At 60.4% G+C, this 16,378-nt stretch carries 16 protein-coding genes; 4 read left to right on the plus strand and 12 right to left on the minus strand.

From position 1 onward, the window contains the following. On the minus strand, positions 1-880 hold an 880-nt coding region (locus QZ653_RS07655), incomplete at its 3' end, for an NAD(P)/FAD-dependent oxidoreductase (RefSeq protein ID WP_296419152.1). Continuing rightward, a complete protein-coding gene (locus QZ653_RS07660; RefSeq protein WP_296419154.1) occupies positions 880-2,277 on the minus strand; it encodes an aspartate aminotransferase family protein in 1,398 nt (465 codons plus the stop codon). The genes QZ653_RS07660 and QZ653_RS07655, both read right to left, overlap by 1 nt. 198 nt (positions 2,278-2,475) lie before the next feature. On the opposite strand from QZ653_RS07660, the gene QZ653_RS07665 reads away from it, so the two are divergent. The 4 genes from QZ653_RS07665 to QZ653_RS07680 are packed head-to-tail and all read left to right on the plus strand — an operon-like array spanning position 2,476 to position 6,664. Next, positions 2,476-3,564, plus strand: a complete 1,089-nt coding sequence (locus QZ653_RS07665) for a polyamine ABC transporter substrate-binding protein (protein WP_296419156.1) — start codon at positions 2,476-2,478, stop codon at positions 3,562-3,564. Positions 3,565-3,618: 54 nt separating this feature from the next. Beyond that, complete coding sequence (locus tag QZ653_RS07670; protein ID WP_412766002.1) at positions 3,619-4,770, plus strand: ABC transporter ATP-binding protein; 1,152 nt, start codon at positions 3,619-3,621, stop codon at positions 4,768-4,770. Continuing rightward, positions 4,767-5,855 carry an ABC transporter permease subunit gene (locus tag QZ653_RS07675; RefSeq protein ID WP_412766003.1) on the plus strand — a complete coding sequence of 363 codons (1,089 nt, stop codon included), beginning with the start codon at positions 4,767-4,769 and terminating at the stop codon, positions 5,853-5,855. The genes QZ653_RS07670 and QZ653_RS07675 overlap by 4 nt, the downstream gene beginning before the upstream one ends. Further along, positions 5,852-6,664, plus strand: coding sequence for an ABC transporter permease (locus tag QZ653_RS07680; protein ID WP_296419160.1), 813 nt, complete (start codon positions 5,852-5,854; stop codon positions 6,662-6,664). The genes QZ653_RS07675 and QZ653_RS07680 overlap by 4 nt, the downstream gene beginning before the upstream one ends. On the opposite strand, the gene phoB is transcribed toward QZ653_RS07680, so the two are convergent. From phoB to gmk, 10 genes are all read right to left on the minus strand, one after another. Then, positions 6,661-7,344 (minus strand): phosphate regulon transcriptional regulator PhoB, encoded by a 684-nt coding sequence (phoB, locus tag QZ653_RS07685; protein WP_296419162.1) that lies wholly within the window; start codon positions 7,342-7,344, stop codon positions 6,661-6,663. The two genes, QZ653_RS07680 and phoB, sit on opposite strands and share 4 nt — an antisense overlap. Positions 7,345-7,348: 4 nt before the next feature. Further along, a complete protein-coding gene (phoU, locus tag QZ653_RS07690; RefSeq protein WP_296419164.1) occupies positions 7,349-8,056 on the minus strand; it encodes a phosphate signaling complex protein PhoU in 708 nt (235 codons plus the stop codon). A 9-nt stretch (positions 8,057-8,065) separates the two neighbouring features. After that, positions 8,066-8,827, minus strand: a complete 762-nt coding sequence (gene pstB / locus QZ653_RS07695) for a phosphate ABC transporter ATP-binding protein PstB (protein WP_296419254.1) — start codon at positions 8,825-8,827, stop codon at positions 8,066-8,068. Between the two features lie 47 nt (positions 8,828-8,874). After that, a complete protein-coding gene (gene pstA, locus QZ653_RS07700) occupies positions 8,875-10,182 on the minus strand; it encodes a phosphate ABC transporter permease PstA (RefSeq protein ID WP_296419166.1) in 1,308 nt (435 codons plus the stop codon). Beyond that, positions 10,179-11,657: a phosphate ABC transporter permease subunit PstC gene (gene pstC, locus QZ653_RS07705; protein ID WP_296419168.1), complete on the minus strand. Its 1,479-nt coding sequence runs from the start codon at positions 11,655-11,657 to the stop codon at positions 10,179-10,181. The genes pstA and pstC overlap by 4 nt, the downstream gene beginning before the upstream one ends. A 148-nt stretch (positions 11,658-11,805) precedes the next feature. After that, the gene (locus tag QZ653_RS07710) at positions 11,806-12,834 is read right to left on the minus strand and encodes a PstS family phosphate ABC transporter substrate-binding protein (RefSeq protein ID WP_296419171.1); all 1,029 of its coding nucleotides are present in this window, start codon (positions 12,832-12,834) and stop codon (positions 11,806-11,808) included. Positions 12,835-12,984: 150 nt separating this feature from the next. Further along, entirely contained in the window at positions 12,985-14,037 is a 1,053-nt protein-coding gene (locus QZ653_RS07715) for an ATP-binding protein (RefSeq protein WP_296419173.1), read from the minus strand. A 3-nt stretch (positions 14,038-14,040) separates the two neighbouring features. Beyond that, entirely contained in the window at positions 14,041-15,222 is a 1,182-nt protein-coding gene (locus QZ653_RS07720; protein ID WP_296419175.1) for a trans-sulfuration enzyme family protein, read from the minus strand. Next, positions 15,222-15,737: a gamma carbonic anhydrase family protein gene (locus tag QZ653_RS07725; RefSeq protein ID WP_296419176.1), complete on the minus strand. Its 516-nt coding sequence runs from the start codon at positions 15,735-15,737 to the stop codon at positions 15,222-15,224. Before QZ653_RS07725 ends, QZ653_RS07720 begins: the two co-directional genes overlap by 1 nt. Continuing rightward, the gene (gene gmk, locus QZ653_RS07730; RefSeq protein ID WP_296419178.1) at positions 15,737-16,375 is read right to left on the minus strand and encodes a guanylate kinase; all 639 of its coding nucleotides are present in this window, start codon (positions 16,373-16,375) and stop codon (positions 15,737-15,739) included. Before gmk ends, QZ653_RS07725 begins: the two co-directional genes overlap by 1 nt. Positions 16,376-16,378 lie beyond the last annotated feature (3 nt).

Consider the following 16,378-nt stretch of genomic DNA (forward strand, 5'->3'; position numbering starts at 1 on the left):
GGAAATAATTGATGACGAACTTGCTGTCGGCCACAGCATGATTGTCGCGGATGATGGTTTTTGAGTCGTCCAAGGGCGCAGTTGCTGCGATAAAATTGTTGATCGGCATGACCCGTGCGGCCACATCGGTGTTCAGCGCGCCCAGATAGCCATTGCACCCGAGAATGACGTGTTTTGCCGTGATATTAGCATGTTGCGTGACGACTTTCGCGTCCGGCGTCACCTCTGTCACCTTTGATTGTTCAAAAATCCGCACACCCGCGTCCCGTGCCGCCCGCGCCAGCCCAAAGGCAAAGCGCAGCGGATGGATATGGCCGCCGCCCATATCAAGCGTACCGCCGTGATAGGCAGGTGAGCCGACAAGTTCGCGCATCTCCTCACGCCCCACGGGGCGGATCAGGTCATAGCCGTAGTCCCGTTGCAGTTTTTCGGCATAGGCGTGGGAATGGGGCACGAATTTGGCTTTGTGATCAGCCTCGATAATTCCGTCGGACCAGCCGCAGTCCATCGCGTGCTTTGCTTTAAGGCTGCGCAGTAAGTTCACGGATTCAAGGGATAAATCCCAAAGGGCGCGGGCTTGGTCGCGCCCCGCGATCCCTTCCAGATCATCCTGTCCGATCCGCTGGCCGGTGCCCACCTGCCCACCATTGCGCCCCGACGCGCCAAAGCCCACGCGCTGCGCGTCCAACAGCACCACGTCATATCCTGCCTGCGCCAGATGCAGCGCGGCCGACAGGCCCGAATAGCCGCCCCCCACCACACAGACGTCACAGCGGACAGCCCCCTTGGCCGCGGGAAACGGGTCAAGCGGTGTGGCCGTAGCCGCATAATAGGACGCAGGGTATTCCCCCGCGCGGTCATTGGCGGTCAACAGATCCATCAGGCGGCCTGATACAGCCCTTCGGCACGGATCAGGTCGTAGGTTTCATCCAAAGACTGAACCGCCCGTTCAATCAACGTGTCGATTTCACCTTCAGAGATCACCAGCGGCGGCGCGATGATCATCCGGTCGCCCACATGACGCATGACCAGACCGTTGGCAAAACAGCGCGTGCGGCAATGCAGGCCCACGGTGCCTGCGTCGGCGGCGAATTTGGCACGGCTGGCTTTGTGGGGCGTGAGCGCAATGGACCCCATCATGCCCACGATCTTGGCCTCCCCCACAAGGGGGTGATCGGTCATTTGTGCCCATTTATCAGCAAGGTACGGCGCGATCTTGTCGTGGACATTCTCAATGATCCGCTCCTCTTGCAGGATGCGCAGGTTTTCCAGCGCCACGGCACAGGCCACCGGGTGGCCGGAATAGGTGTAGCCGTGGTTGAAATCGCCTGCGTTGTTCACGACCTGCGCCACTTCATCACAAACCAGCGACCCGCCGATGGGCGCGTAGCCTGACGACAGCCCCTTGGCGATGGTCATGATATGGGGCCGAATGCCCATGTAGTCGGACCCGAACCAATGGCCCGTCCGGCCAAAGCCGCAAATCACCTCATCCGCGATCAGAAGGATGCCGTATTCGTCGCAGATGCGCTGAATTTCCGGCCAATAGGTGTGGGGCGGCACGATCACACCGCCAGCCCCCTGCACGGGTTCCCCTATGAACGCGGCCACGCGGTCGGGGCCGTGGGCAAGGATCGCTTCCTCCAACTGGCGCGCACGGGCTATGCCAAAATCCTCGGGCGACATGTCGCCGCCTTCAGACCACCAATCGGGCTGATCGATGTGATGGATGCCGGGGATCACCGGCACGCCTTGGTTTTGCATGCCCGACATGCCGCCCAATGACCCACCGCCCAAGGTGGACCCGTGATAGGCGTTGGTGCGGCTGATGATGATGTTGCGGTCCGGCTGGCCCTTTTGCGCCCAGTAATGGCGGACAAGGCGGATGTTTGTGTCATTCGCCTCAGACCCGGACCCCGCGTAGAACACATGGTTCAGATCCCGTGGCGCCAGTTCGGCCAGCTTGGCCGACAGCGCAATCGCAGGCACATGGGTCGTCTGGAAGAACGTGTTGTAATAGGGCAGTTCCATCATCTGCCGTTGGGCCGCATCGGCCAGTTCGCGGCGTCCATAGCCGATGTTCACGCACCACAGCCCCGACATGGCATCGAGGATTTGATGCCCCTCGCTGTCGGTCAGCATCACCCCATCAGCTGAGGTGATGATCCGTGCGCCCTTTTCGGCCAGTTCTGCCCCGGCAGTAAACGGATGCATGTGGTGGGCCGCATCCAGCCGCTGCAGATCAGCCGTGGGCATGTGGTTGGAAATGACGTTCATCACAAATGTCCTTGAGGATGGGTCAGGCACGTGCGGCCTGAATTTTAAGCAGCTTATTTGGACCCGCAGCAGTGTCAAACAAAACCACACGTCGCGGATCACACCCTGCGCGCGCCATATTGCAAAACCCGATTGCGCCTTTCATAGTCACTTTGCAAGCGGCCAAAGTGCTGCATTCTTTTGACAGGGAAACCACTCATGACCACCAAACATCTGATGTCCGGCATCGCCGCCGCTGCTTTGACAGCTGGCATGGCCGCCGCCGAAGAAGTCCGCGTTTACAACTGGTCCGATTATATCGACGAAGACCTGCTGACGCAGTTCGAAGACGAAACCGGCATTGATCTGATCTACGACGTGTTCGACAGCAACGAGGTGCTGGAAACCAAACTGCTGTCTGGCGGGTCCGGATACGACGTCGTCGTGCCCTCGGCCACCTTCCTGCAGCGCCAGATCACCGCAGGTGCCTTCCAACCACTGGATTTGGCGCAGCTGCCCAACCACGCCAACCTTTGGGACACCATTCAGGAACGCACGGATCAGTATGATCCGAACGGCGAATATTCGGTGAACTACATGTGGGGCACCACAGGCATCGGGTACAACATCGACAAAGTGGCGGAGATTTTGGGCGAAGACGCCCCCGTCGACAGCTGGGATCTGGTCTTTGACCCTGCGAACATGGAAAAGCTGGCCGAATGCGGCGTGCACTTCCTTGATGCCCCGACCGAGATGATCCCCGCCGCGCTGAACTACATCGGCGAAGACCCCGACAGCCACGACCCTGAGGTCATCGCCAAGGCGGAAGCGGTCTTTGCGGGCGTGCGCCCCTACATCCAGAAATTCGGCAGTTCCGAATACATCACAGCGCTGGCCAATGGCGACATCTGCGTGGCCGTGGGCTGGTCGGGTGACGTGTTCCTTGCGCAATTCCGCGCAGCCGAGGCCGAAAACGGCAATGAGATCGACTATGCGATCCCAGTGGAAGGCGCGCAGATGTGGTTTGACCAAATGGCCATCCCCGCAGACGCCCCCAACCCCGAAGGCGCGCATACATTCATCAACTTCATCCTTGATGCACAAAACGCCGCCGCTGCCACCAACTACGTCTGGTACGCCAGCGGGAACGAGGCCGCACAGGAATTTATTGATCCTGAAATCCTCGAATATCCTGCGGTTTACCCCGATGAGGCCACGCTGGAAAACCTCTACATCACGCGGCCCTATCCTGCGCGCGTTCAGCGCGACGTGACCCGTTTGTGGACACGCATCAAGTCCGGCCAGTAAGCCACTGATCCCCCGCGCTTTTATCGGCGCGGGGGTTTTCCTTTTGAAAGAGATATGATGGCGCAGCCCAGACCTGATGCGGTGTTTGCCCCGTGGGATGATCCGGCCGAAGTGCCGTTGATCCAGTTCAAGAATGTCACCAAACGGTTTGGCGATTTCACCGCGATCGAAGACCTGACCTTGGACATCTATGCCAAGGAATTCTTTGCCCTTTTGGGGCCGTCGGGCTGTGGCAAAACCACGTTGATGCGGATGCTTGCGGGGTTTGAAAAACCCACCGAAGGGTCGATCATTCTGGACGGTGTGGATATCGGGCCGGTGCCGCCGAACGAGCGGCCTGTCAATATGATGTTCCAGTCCTACGCGCTGTTCCCCCATCTGACCGTCTGGGAAAACATCGCCTTTGGCCTCAAACGGTCCGACATGCCCAAAGACCAGATCGGCGACCGCGTGGAACGGATGCTCAAACTGACCCAGCTGGGCAAATTCGCCAAACGCAAACCGCATCAGATATCGGGTGGCCAAAGGCAACGTGTGGCCTTGGCGCGCAGTTTAGCGAAAGCGCCCAAGCTGTTGTTATTGGACGAACCTTTAGGTGCCTTGGACAAAAAGCTGCGTCATGAGACGCAGTTTGAACTGATGGATATTCAGGAAAGCACCGGCACCACATTCGTCATCGTGACCCACGACCAGGAAGAGGCGATGACCGTGGCCTCCCGCGTGGCGGTGATGGTGGATGGCAACCTTGCACAAGTGGCCACGCCGGACCAGATTTATGAAGCCCCGACAAGCGCTTACGTGGCGGACTTCATCGGGGATGTGAACCTGATCGAAGGCACGGTTGAGGTCCAGCCAAAGGGCGCGGACCCCACGTCTGTGGCGATTAAATGGTCCCCCACGGAAGACCCGATCAAAGCGACCGCCGACACACCACCCCCCGCCGCCAGCACCGTGCAATTCGCGATCCGGCCCGAAAAGGTCGCGATTTCTGCCGAAAAACCTGAGGCCGCCAATGTGATGGAGGGCAAGATCCTCGACATTGCGTACCTCGGCAACATTTCCACCTATCATGTTGAGGTCGCCCCCGGCCTGATCGTCAAGGCACAGGCCACGAACACGCGACGCATCTCTCGCCGGAACCTCACGTGGGAGGATCACGTCTACCTCAGTTGGACGGACACCGCAGGCGTGGTGCTTTCAGAATGAGCCGTAAGGTCCTGATCCTGCTGCCTTATGTCTGGCTTCTGGTGTTCTTTCTGGTGCCGTTTGGCATCGTGCTGAAAATCTCTCTCAGTGATATTGCGCTGGCCATCCCGCCCTATACGCCGACCTTGAAAGACGGGTTCTGGACGATGGTCGCGGGGCTTGATCTGGAAAACTACGCCTTTATCGGCGCGGGTGCGGTCTTTGCGGGGTTTGCGGCGATTGTGCTGTCGGCGGTGATGTTCCGCATCGTTTACCCGCGCGTGCGCCGTGCACTGGTGCCGGACACGCCCAACGGGTTCTTTGATACCGCCGCCGCTGCATTGACGGCGCTGGCGGTGGCCTTGGTCAATGTGGCGCTGGTGGTGGCTGTTCTCGCCTTGCTGTTCCCTGCCCTTCAATCCTTTGTCGACGTGCCGGATTTCCTGTATTTCGCGGCTTATCTGTCATCGCTGAAAATCGCGCTGATCTCGACCTTCCTGACCTTGCTGATCGGTTATCCCATCGCCTACGCCATGGCGCGGGCACCCTCCCACTGGCGGCCCACCTTGCTGATGCTGGTGATCCTGCCGTTCTGGACGTCCTTCCTGATCCGCGTCTACGCATGGATCGGCATCCTGAGCACCGAAGGCTACCTCAACCAACTGCTGCTGTCGCTTGGGATCATTGGGGAGCCTTTGACGATCCTGAACACCAACATCGCCGTCTACATCGGCATCGTCTACACCTACCTGCCGTTCATGGTCCTGCCGATTTATGCCGCCCTGGAAAAGATGGACGACAGTCTGGTGGAGGCCGCCGAGGATCTGGGCTGCACCGCCCTGTCCGCCTTCTGGCTGGTTACAGCGCCCCTGTCCAAACCGGGCATCATCGCGGGGTGTTTTCTGGTCTTCATCCCCACCTTGGGCGAATTCGTGATCCCGTCCCTGCTGGGCGGATCGGACACGCTGATGATCGGCAAAGTCCTGTGGGAAGAATTCTTTAACAACCGCGACTGGCCCGTGGCCTCCGCTGTGGCGGTGATCCTGCTGTTGATCCTGATCATCCCCATCGTGCTGTTCCAACGCAATCAGGAGGCGGACCAATGAGGCGGTTTTCATGGTTCAACGCGACGTCCCTGACGTTCGGCTTTGCGTTTCTCTACCTGCCGATGCTGATCCTGATCATCTACAGCTTTAACGAAAGCCGTCTGGTGACAGTCTGGGCGGGGTTTTCCACGAAATGGTACGGGGAGCTGTGGCAAAACGATGCGTTTCTGGATGCGGCTTGGGTCACGATCAAGGTGGCATTCTGGTCGTCCACCTTGGCCACGGTGCTGGGCACCATGGCGGCCTACGCCATGGTCCGCGCGGGTCGGTTCAAAGGACGCGGGTTGTTCAGCGGCATGATCTACGCGCCGCTGGTCATGCCTGAGGTCATTACAGGCCTGTCGCTTCTGTTGTTCTTTATCGCCATCGGATTGGACCGTGGCGTTTTCACAATCGTGCTGGCGCATACGACCTTTGCCATGTGCTACGTGTCCGTGGTCGTCACATCGCGACTGGTCAGTTTCGATCAATCGCTGGAGGAAGCTGCCTTGGATCTGGGTTGCACGCCCTTTGACGCGTTCCGCTCCGTGACCTTGCCGATCATCATGCCAGCGGTGATATCGGGATGGTTGCTGGCGTTCACGCTCAGCCTTGATGATCTGGTGATCGCGTCCTTTACCGCCGGGCCATCGGCCACGACATTGCCGATCAAAATCTTCTCCGCCGTGCGCTTGGGCGTCACGCCCGAGATCAATGCCCTCAGCACGATCATGATCGGCATTGTGACATTGGGCGTCATCACCGCGTCGCTGATCACACGGGCCACGGCAAAGAAAGCTGCCGCCGACGAACGCGCGGCTGCGGGTTAACCCAAGGCGTAGCCCGCACCGCGCACCGTGCGCACGGGGTCTGTGCCGCCGTGTTGCGTCAGCGCCTTGCGCAACCGTCCGATGTGGACGTCGACCGTGCGGGTGTCGACGTAGATGTCGCGCCCCCAGACCCGGTCCAGCAGGTGTTCACGGCTCCAGACACGGCCGGGTTTTTCCATGAAGGTCGTCAGCAGGCGAAATTCCGTTGGGCCAAGTTTGATCTCAAAGGATTTGCGCGTGACGCGGTGGGTTTCGGAATCGAGTTGAATGTCTTCAAACGTCAGGATTTGCCCCACGGTTGACGGCCGCACGCGGCGCAGTTGTGTGCGCACCCGCGCCATCAGTTCGGCCACCGCATAGGGTTTGACCACATAGTCATCCGCGCCCGTTTCCAACCCGCGCACCTTGTCGACCTCTTCCGAGCGGGCCGAGAGCATGATGATCGGGATACTTCGCGTGTCGCTGCGTGTCTTCAACTGGCGACAGACCTCAATCCCGGACACATTGGGCAGCATCCAATCAAGAACGATCACGTCGGGCGTGTCTTCCTCGACCAGCATCAGCCCCTGTTCGCCGTCTTCGGCTTTGGTGGTGCGAAACCCCTCAGCCTCCAGATTGTAGGACAGCACCTCCCGCTGGGCGGGCTCGTCCTCAACGATGAGAACATGTGGCTGCGACATGGGATCAGCCCTCCGCCTGCATGGTGGCTGTGTGGTCCATCTTGGGGCGGTCTTCGTCAGGCATTTCACCGGTGACCATATAAATGACCTGTTCGGACATATTGGTGACCAGATCGCCCATGCGTTCCACGTTCTTGGCGATGAAATGCATATGCATACAGGCCGTAATGTTGCGCGGGTCTTCCATCATGAAGGTCAGGAATTCACGGAACAGCGCGTTGTACATCTGGTCCACTTCGCTGTCGCGCTGGCGCACGCTTTCGGCCAGATCGGCATCGCGGCGCACGTAGGCATCCAGCGCGTCCGACAACATCGCCTGAACCTCTTTGGACATGCGCCGTAGGGCCGCGTCGGTGCCGTTGATGGGCTGCATTTCGGCCAGAAGCGACGTGCGTTTGGCCATGTTCTTGGCGTAGTCGCCCATGCGTTCCAGACTGGAGGCCAGTTTCAAGACCGACAAAAGCGACCGCAGGTCTTTGGACACGGGCGCGCGCAGGGCGATGACGCGGGCCGCTTCTTCGTTGATCTGCTCTTCCAGCGCGTCGATGACCTTGTCGCCCTTGCGGACAACCTCGGCCCGTTCCACGTCACGGGTTTCGAGGGATTTCGCGCCCTCAAGGATCGCGTTTTCCACAAGGCCGCCCATTTTGACAACAAGCGCCTGAATGGTCTCAAGGTCGCGGTCGAAGGCGGATGAAATATGCTCGTTCATAACTGCTCCTTACCCGATCCGGCCGGAGATATAGCTCTCCGTTCTGGGGTCTTCGGGGTTGGTGAAAATCTTGTCGGTCTCGCCGAATTCCACGAGGTTGCCGAGGTGAAAGAAGGCCGTTTTCTGGCTGACCCGCGCGGCCTGCTGCATGGAGTGGGTGACGATGACCACGCTGAAGGACTGGCGCAATTCGTCGATCAGTTCTTCGACTTGGGCCGTGGCAATCGGGTCAAGCGCCGAACAGGGTTCGTCCATCAACAGAACCTCAGGTGACGTGGCAATCGCGCGCGCGATGCACAAACGTTGCTGTTGGCCGCCCGACAGCCCCGTGCCCGGGGCCTGAAGACGGTCCTTGGCTTCGTTCCACAGTGCGGCCTTGCGCAGGGATTTTTCGACGATCTCATCCAGTTCGGCCTTGTTGCGCGCCAGCCCGTGAATTTTGGGGCCGTAGGCCACATTGTCGTAGATGGATTTCGGGAACGGGTTGGGTTTCTGGAACACCATGCCCACCTTGGCGCGCAGCTGCACCGGATCCACGGCAGGGTCATAGATGTCTTCGCCGTCGATCAGGATGTCGCCTTCGACGCGGCAGATATCAATCGTGTCGTTCATGCGGTTGATGGTGCGCAGGAACGTGGATTTGCCACAGCCCGACGGGCCGATGAAGGCGGTGACGGTCTTGTCTTCGATGTCGACGTTCACGTCTTTGATGGCGTGGTTGTCGCCGTAATAGACCTGCACGCCTTTGGCGGAGATTTTGGTGTCGGACATGAGGTGGCTCTTTTCAGTCAAATTCAGATCTTTCATGGCGGGGGTCCTTACCAGCGGCGCTCAAACCGGCGGCGCAGCAGGATCGCGATGAGGTTCATGGTCAGCAGGAAGACCAGCAGCACAATGATGCCACCCCAGGCCTTTTCGTAAAACCCGGTGTCGGCACGGGCCGCCCAGGTGTAGATTTGCGCGGGCATGGCGGAGTTGCTGTCCACAAAGCCCGAGATGATCCCGTCCGGATATTCCCGTGCCACATAGCCCACCATGCCAATCAGCAGCAGCGGCGCCGTCTCGCCCAAGGCCTGTGCCAGACCAATGATCGTGCCCGTGAGGATACCCGGCATGGCCAGCGGCAGCACGTGATGGAACACCGCCTGCATTTTGGACGCCCCGACGCCCAAGGCCGCATCGCGGATGCTTGGCGGGACGGATTTAAGGGACGCGCGGGTTGAGATGATGATCGTCGGCAGTGTCATCAGTGTCAGCACAAGGCCACCCACCAGCGGGGCCGATTGCGGCAGATGGGCGAACTGGATGAACACCGCAAGGCCCAGGATACCAAACACGATGGACGGCACCGCCGCGAGGTTTGAGATATTCACCTCAATCAAATCGGTCAGGCGGTTCTTGGGCGCGAATTCCTCCAGATAGATCGAGGCCGCGACGCCGATGGGCAATGCCAGCAGCAGCACCACGATCATCATGAAGAACGACCCGATGACCGACGCACCAATGCCCGCGCCGCCGGGGTTGTCCACGGCGGTGTCCGTGCCGGTGATGAAGTTCCAGTCAAAGGCCGTGGTGATCAGGCCTGCGGCGATCATCTCATCCACCACGTCAAGGTCTTCGACCATCAAAAAGCGGCTGTCTGTCACGTCTTCGCGCAGAAGGTCGCCTTCGAAATAGCGGCTGATGCGGGTCGAGGCGGGCAGATTGAACGTCACAGGCTGGCCGATCTGATCCGGGTTCGCTTTGTAGAATTCGCGGATCGTGGCGCCTGTTTTGGGCACCAGACGGTCGGTGATGAAATCCTCATCCACCTCAATGGTGGACCCTTGGGCGGTGAGGAATTCGTTGACCTTGGCCACCAACAGGGCCTCATATGCGGCGGTTTTCAGCAGCTGGCCTTCGGCGGCGTCATAATCTTCCTGCGTGACTGTCGCCTCTAACGCCACGACCGTGTTGGTGAACGCGGGCAAGCCCGAGCGCAGGATCGACGTCAGCAGCACGACCAGAAACATGAGGCCAATGGCGATGGCGACGATGCCGTAAGCTTTGAACCGCTTCTCAGCCGCGTTGCGCTTTTTGGTGCGCGCATCGACCGTCAGCAGGGAGGATTTGGGGGACGCGGTCATTCGTATTGCTCCCGGTATTTACGGACAATGAAGAGGGCGAAGACATTCAGCCCCAGCGTGATGACAAACAGCGACATACCAAGGGCGAAGGCCACCAGCGCCTCGGGTGACGAAAAGTCGCTGTCGCCGGTCAGCTGGCTGACGATTTTGGCGGTGACGGTGGTCATGGCCTCAAACGGGTTAAGGTCAAGGCGCCCTGCGGCCCCTGCCCCAAGGACCACGATCATCGTCTCGCCAATCGCGCGGGAGGCGGCCAACAGGATCGCCCCCACGATGCCCGGCAAGGCGGCGGGTAGGACGACTTGGCGGATGGTCTCTGACGGGGTCGCGCCCAAGCCCAGCGATCCGTCGCGCATGGATTGCGGCACCGCGTTGATGATGTCGTCGGACAGGGACGACACAAAGGGGATCAACATGATCCCCATGACCAGCCCTGCGGTGATGACGGACCGGTCGCCGGTCATCCATGCAACCCCAAGCGCACCATCCCCGCCAAAGACATCCTTCAGCATCGGCCCCACGACCAGCAGCGCGAAGAGGCCGTAAACGATTGTGGGAATACCGGCCAGAACCTCAAGCATCGGTTTGGCAAAGGCCCGCACCCGTGGCCCTGCATATTCGCTCAGGTAAATGGCCGCGAACAACCCGATGGGCACCGCCACCAGCAGCGCCACGAAAGAGATGTAGAGCGTGCCCCAAAGAAGCGGCAGCAACCCCAGTTCAGACGCCCCGCCGCGCCCCGAAAAGCTGGGCTGCCACGTGGTCCCAAAGAAGAAATCCATGGCCGGATAGAGGCGGAAGAATTCGACCGTGTTGAACACCAGCGACAGAACGATCCCGATGGTCGTCAGGATCGCGATGGACGCGGCTGCGATGAGCACCGCCATGACGCCCCGTTCCACCGTGTTGCGCGCGCGGAAGGTCGCGGTGGTTTTCATCAGCGCAAAAGCCGTCCCACCAATGGCGATCAGCAACACAAGGACAGTCTTGATCAGGTTACCGGTGGCAGAGCCTGCGCGGTAGGCCTGTGCGGCCCCCAGCACGTCCTGCGACACCTCGGACCCAAGTGCCACGCCCACATCGGCCAGGGTGCCGCGCACGTCCGTGCCCTCAGCGGTCATATTCGCGGCCTCAGCAGGCGTCAGCGCGCCTTGGGCCACGGCGGTGTCCAACCCATCGGCCAAGCGGCGCACGTCGGACATGATCAGGCTCAGCGCACCGTCATCGGCCACCTCCGTGGTGATCATGTCGGATACGTTGTTTTGCAGCACCATGGGCTGCGCGATAGTCCAGACCGCCAGCACCAGTGCGGCAGGCACAAGACCCGTCAGGGCGGCGTTGTATCCGTAGTAACTGGGCAGCGAATGCAATTTGCGCATGTCGCCATCGGCCGAGGCCATGGCCCGCCTGCGGCCCAGCACATAGCCTGCGACAGCGATAATCGCGAGGACGACAAGAAGGGTGAGGATCGGCATGGCAGCTCCGCTCGAGGGTGGAACGCGTGCGTTCCGGTCTTCATTTCGGCCCTCTTATCGGTCATGGGGCCTGTCGTCAAAAGGCCGCCCCTGATGGGGGGCGGCAAAACGGGATGGCGCGACCAGCGCCGCGCCATCCTGAAGGGGCTTACATGGCCTCTTCGGCTTCGATCTTGGCTTGTGTGGCTGCCAGCTCAGGGTCGGAGACCAGACCGTACTGGGCCAATGGGCCGTCGGGGCCTGCCAACTCATCCGCCATGAAGAACTGTGCATATTCCTTCAGGCCGGGGATAACACCGATGTGCGCGCCTTTGATGTAGAAATACAGCGGGCGGGACACAGGGTAGTCACCTGCGGCGATGGTTTCGGTTGTTGGCTCAACACCGGACATGGTCGCCACTTTCAGCGTATCGGTGTTGTTTTCGTAGAAGGCCAGACCGAAGACGCCGATGGCGTTGGGGTTTGCGTCGATGGAGGCGAGCGTTTCGGTGTAATCACCGTCGATGTCCACGGACAGACCATCGGTGCGGACAGCCAGACAGGCGTCTTCTGCGTCGTCTTCGGACATGCCTGCTTCCATCATCGCCTCAAACGCGCCGGTTTCTTCGCAGCCCACTGCGATCACCTTTTCTTCGAACACTTCACGTGTGCCGTGCTTGGTGCCGGGGATGAAAGCAAGGATGTCAGCCGCTGGCAGATCCGCGTTGAATTCGGACCACTGTGTGTAGGGGTTGTCGACGAGTTCGCCATCCACCATGACCTGTGGGGCCAGCGCGTTGAACAGATCGGATGGGGTGAAGGCCGTAAAGTCTGGGCCATCGATCTGGGAGGCAAAAACGATGCCGTCATAGCCGATGCGCACTTCGATGATGTCAGTCACGCCGTTGGCAGCGCATTCCTCAATCTCACCGTCGCGGATACCACGGGAGGCGTTGGCCACGTCGATGGTTGTCTCACCGATGCCTTCGCAGAAACGGGCCAGACCGGCGGAGGAACCACCGGATTCCACAACAGGTGTCGGGAAGTCGGTGTTGTCGCCAAAGGCTTCGGCCACGATGGACGCATAGGGCAGCACGGTGGAGGAACCGGCAACCTGAACGTTGTCACGGGCAGCAGCGGCGGTCGCGGAAATGGCAGTGATCGCCAGGGTGGAGGCGGTCGTTTTGATGAAGGACATTGAAGTCTCCTGTACGTCGTTTTCATCCCCCTGCGCGCAGGGGCTGATCCTTCGCGGATCGAAGGCTCGTGGGGAGGTGGCTACGCCCCGCGCAAAACGCTTTTGTGACGTTTATGTAAAAGATATATGACAGCCGTCGCCGCAGGCGAATTATTCTGCAGGGCCAGCCGTTCCGACCGGTAATATGACTGTGAAAACAGACCCTTGGCCGATTTCACTTTCGATCCGCAATCGGCCCCGATGACGGGTGATGATGTGTTTTACAATCGCCAGACCCAGCCCCGTGCCGCCGATTTCACGGCTGCGGTGGGTGTCGACGCGGTAGAATCGCTCGGTCAGGCGGGCAATGTGATGCGCGGCGATCCCGTCCCCCTCATCACGTACGGACAGGCGCACGCCGGGCTGCATCAGGGCATTTTGCTGGGCCGGTTCGGACAGGGTGATCGTGACAGTGCCGCCTTCGCGCCCGTATTTGACGGCGTTTTCAGTCAGGTTGCTGACGACCTGCCACAGCTGCCCCCAATCGCCCAACACTTCAATCGTGTCATCGGGCATGTCCATGACAAAGCGCGCCCCCCGCGCCGTGGCCACGGGGGCCAGCGCCTCAAGTACCTCCCCGATCAGCGTGTTCAGCGGCACCTTGTCCGTGGGGCGGATGCGTTCCTGATCTTCCACCCGGCTGAGTGACAACAGATCCTCGACCAGCCGGTGCATGCGCCCGGCCTCCTGTTCCATGATCGCCAGGAACCGCTGTTGGGCGGCGGGATCATTGCGCGCGGGGCCGCGCAGGGTTTCGATAAACCCCAGAAGGGACGTCAGCGGCGTGCGCATTTCATGGCTGACATTGGCCACAAAGCCGCGCCGCATCTCTCCTGCATCTTCGACAGCGGTCATGTCCTGAAAGGACATAACGACGGTGCGCCCTTCCGACAGGACAACGGCGCGGACCGAGACATCCCACGTCGTATCACGTGCGCCGTCATTGCCCAGATAGCGCGCCACACGCTGCCCGCCGTCGGCCATCGACGCCTCGACCGCGTCCAGAACCGCCGGTTGGCGCAGGGCCGTGACATAGTGCCAGCCGTCGCAATCCTTACCGACCAAAGTGCGCGCAGGCGCGTTGATGCCGCGAATGCGCAAATCGCTGCCCACCACAATCACCGGATTGGGCAGACTGGCAATCAGGGCGCGCAGATCGGACATGGATCAGGCTTTCTGGCTTTCCGCGATGGCGTGGGTCAGTTCGTCGATCAACAACGCGGGGTCCTCCAGACCGACAGAGACGCGGAAGAACCCTTCGGAGATGCCAAGCTTCGCGCGCCCGTCTTCTGTCAACGCGCGATGGGACGATGACGCCGGATGGCTAAGCGTCGTGCCCACATCCCCTAAGGTGGGCGCGAAGGGCAGGTCCTTTGCGGCGTTTGTCAGCGCATTGGCCGCATCACGGCCCCCTGCCACCTCGAACGACATCATATTGCCAGGACGGTCGCCCAAAACTCGAGCCACACGGTTGTGATCAGGATGATCGGGGCGGCTGGGGTGCAGGACCTTGGTCACACCGGGCAGACCGGACAAGGCCTCCGACAGGGCGGTCGCGGTGGCCTCGGCGCGGTCATAGCGCAGATCGAAGGATTGCAGGCCACGTTCCGCCAGCCAGCAGTCAAAGGGGCTTGGCGTGAGGCCCCAAGTAACATTGGCCACGTTGATCTTGTCCATCAGTTCGGGGTCGCGGGCCACAGCATAGCCAAGCGTTGCGTCCGAATGGCCGGCCAGCAGTTTCGTCACCGAATGGATGACAATATCCGCGCCATGTTCAAACGGAAGGTAGCTGCGCGGGGTGGTAAAGGTGTTGTCGACCATCAGCAGAATACCACGGTCTGCGCACAAGGCTGCAATCCCTTCCATATCGGCCACTCGGATCGTGGGGTTTGACACGACTTCGACGACAATCATCCGCGTGTTGGGCTGGATGGCGGCGGCGATGGCGGCGGCATCTGTGGGGTCGGCCAGTGAGGTTTCAACCCCGAATTTGGGCAGGTCTTCCGTCATCAGACGCAAGGTGCGGCCATAAAGCTGGTCCGCCCCGATCACATGATCACCTGCCTTCAGTACGCCCAAGAACACCGCCCCCACAGCCGACATGCCGGACCCTGTGATGATCCCGCCTGCAACCCCCTCAAGCCCGTCGATCTTTTGGGCCAGAACGGAGGCATTGGGATGCCCTTCGCGCGCATAGGTAAAGCCGGAGCCGTCTTCATACTGGCGGTCCAGCCCGTCAGGATCGGGCGACGCGTAAACGACCGACGGTTGCAAAGGGGTCACCACGGGGCGGGACACAGATGTGGGCCACGCCGGACGGCGCGCCAACGACTTGGGCGTATCAGACATCAGATTTCCTTAAGACCGGCTGCAAACCGAGCAGCGTTTTCTTGATAATGCAGGGCGGAGGCGGTGAGGCCCGCAATCGCTTGGGCGTCCAGTTCGCGCACGATCTTTCCAATGCCCATGACAAGCGATCCATCGGGGATCACCTTGCCTTCGGTGATCAGGGCCCCTGCCCCGATCAGACAGTTTTTGCCAATGACAGCCCCGTTCAGCACGGTCGCCCCCATGCCAATCAGGCTATTATTGCCAATGGTGCAGCCATGCAGCATTGCCTTGTGGCCGATGGTGCAGTTTTCACCAATCGTCAGGGGAAATCCCATGTCCGTATGCAGCACGCAGTTTTCCTGCACGTTGCTGCCCGCGCCCACAGTGATCATTTCATTGTCGCCGCGCATGGTTGTGCCAAACCAGACGGACGCCTTGGGCGCGACTGTCACCTTACCGATCAGGTGACAGCCCGGAGCGATCCATGCGGCTGGATCAATGTCCGGGCGCGCGCCCGCGAGGTCATACAGCATCACTTGCCCTCCGCGAATTCGTCTTGCAGTTGGCGCACGTGATCGGCCAGATCGGGTTGCTGATCACGGCGTTGACGCTCGGCCTCAACAATAGTGCGCAGGCGCGCTTCGGTGGCGTCCAGATCATCGTTGACCAGCACATAATCATAGCTGCGCCAGTGGCTGATTTCGTCCCAGCTTTGATCCATTCGCTTGTCGATAACCTCCATACTGTCTTGGCCGCGTGTCTCAAGACGGCGGCGCAGTTCCTTGATCGACGGGGGCAGGAAAAACACGCTCAGCACGTGCTGGCCCAACGGGCTGTCCTTGATCTGTTCGGCCCCCTGCCAGTCCACGTCAAACAACACATCAACGCCTTCGTTGATTGCATCGCGTACCGGATCCATGGGCGAGCCGTAAAAATTGCCAAAGACATGCGCGTGTTCGAGCATCTTGCCATCTGTCACGAGCGCTTTGAAATCCTCTTCGGTCTTGAAGTGATAATCGACGCCGTTGACCTCCCCCTCACGCGGGGTGCGCGTGGTGGCTGATACCGAAAACCGGATGGTCGGGTCCCAGGCCCGCAGGCGTTTGGTGTGTGTGGATTTTCCTGCACCCGAAGGCGAGGACAGGATGATAAGAAGACCGCGCCGCGCCATCGG

It is taken from the genome of Pseudooctadecabacter sp. (assembly GCF_020627745.1).
Taxonomy (GTDB): domain Bacteria; phylum Pseudomonadota; class Alphaproteobacteria; order Rhodobacterales; family Rhodobacteraceae; genus Octadecabacter.

What these genes read in the sequence shown, in the direction of transcription:
- pstB (WP_296419254.1), bottom strand. Translation starts at nt 8,827, where the DNA reads ATGTCCGACACCAAAATCTCCGCCAAAGGCGTGCAGGTCTATTACGGC.
- QZ653_RS07725 (WP_296419176.1), bottom strand. Translation starts at nt 15,737, where the DNA reads ATGCTGTATGACCTCGCGGGCGCGCGCCCGGACATTGATCCAGCCGCA.
- QZ653_RS07680 (WP_296419160.1), top strand. Translation starts at nt 5,852, where the DNA reads ATGAGGCGGTTTTCATGGTTCAACGCGACGTCCCTGACGTTCGGCTTT.
- QZ653_RS07675 (WP_412766003.1), top strand. Translation starts at nt 4,767, where the DNA reads ATGAGCCGTAAGGTCCTGATCCTGCTGCCTTATGTCTGGCTTCTGGTG.
- QZ653_RS07660 (WP_296419154.1), bottom strand. Translation starts at nt 2,277, where the DNA reads ATGAACGTCATTTCCAACCACATGCCCACGGCTGATCTGCAGCGGCTG.
- phoU (WP_296419164.1), bottom strand. Translation starts at nt 8,056, where the DNA reads ATGAACGAGCATATTTCATCCGCCTTCGACCGCGACCTTGAGACCATT.
- phoB (WP_296419162.1), bottom strand. Translation starts at nt 7,344, where the DNA reads ATGTCGCAGCCACATGTTCTCATCGTTGAGGACGAGCCCGCCCAGCGG.
- pstA (WP_296419166.1), bottom strand. Translation starts at nt 10,182, where the DNA reads ATGACCGCGTCCCCCAAATCCTCCCTGCTGACGGTCGATGCGCGCACC.
- pstC (WP_296419168.1), bottom strand. Translation starts at nt 11,657, where the DNA reads ATGCCGATCCTCACCCTTCTTGTCGTCCTCGCGATTATCGCTGTCGCA.
- QZ653_RS07720 (WP_296419175.1), bottom strand. Translation starts at nt 15,222, where the DNA reads ATGTCTGATACGCCCAAGTCGTTGGCGCGCCGTCCGGCGTGGCCCACA.
- QZ653_RS07715 (WP_296419173.1), bottom strand. Translation starts at nt 14,037, where the DNA reads ATGTCCGATCTGCGCGCCCTGATTGCCAGTCTGCCCAATCCGGTGATT.
- QZ653_RS07665 (WP_296419156.1), top strand. Translation starts at nt 2,476, where the DNA reads ATGACCACCAAACATCTGATGTCCGGCATCGCCGCCGCTGCTTTGACA.
- gmk (WP_296419178.1), bottom strand. Translation starts at nt 16,375, where the DNA reads ATGGCGCGGCGCGGTCTTCTTATCATCCTGTCCTCGCCTTCGGGTGCA.
- QZ653_RS07670 (WP_412766002.1), top strand. Translation starts at nt 3,619, where the DNA reads ATGATGGCGCAGCCCAGACCTGATGCGGTGTTTGCCCCGTGGGATGAT.
- QZ653_RS07710 (WP_296419171.1), bottom strand. Translation starts at nt 12,834, where the DNA reads ATGTCCTTCATCAAAACGACCGCCTCCACCCTGGCGATCACTGCCATT.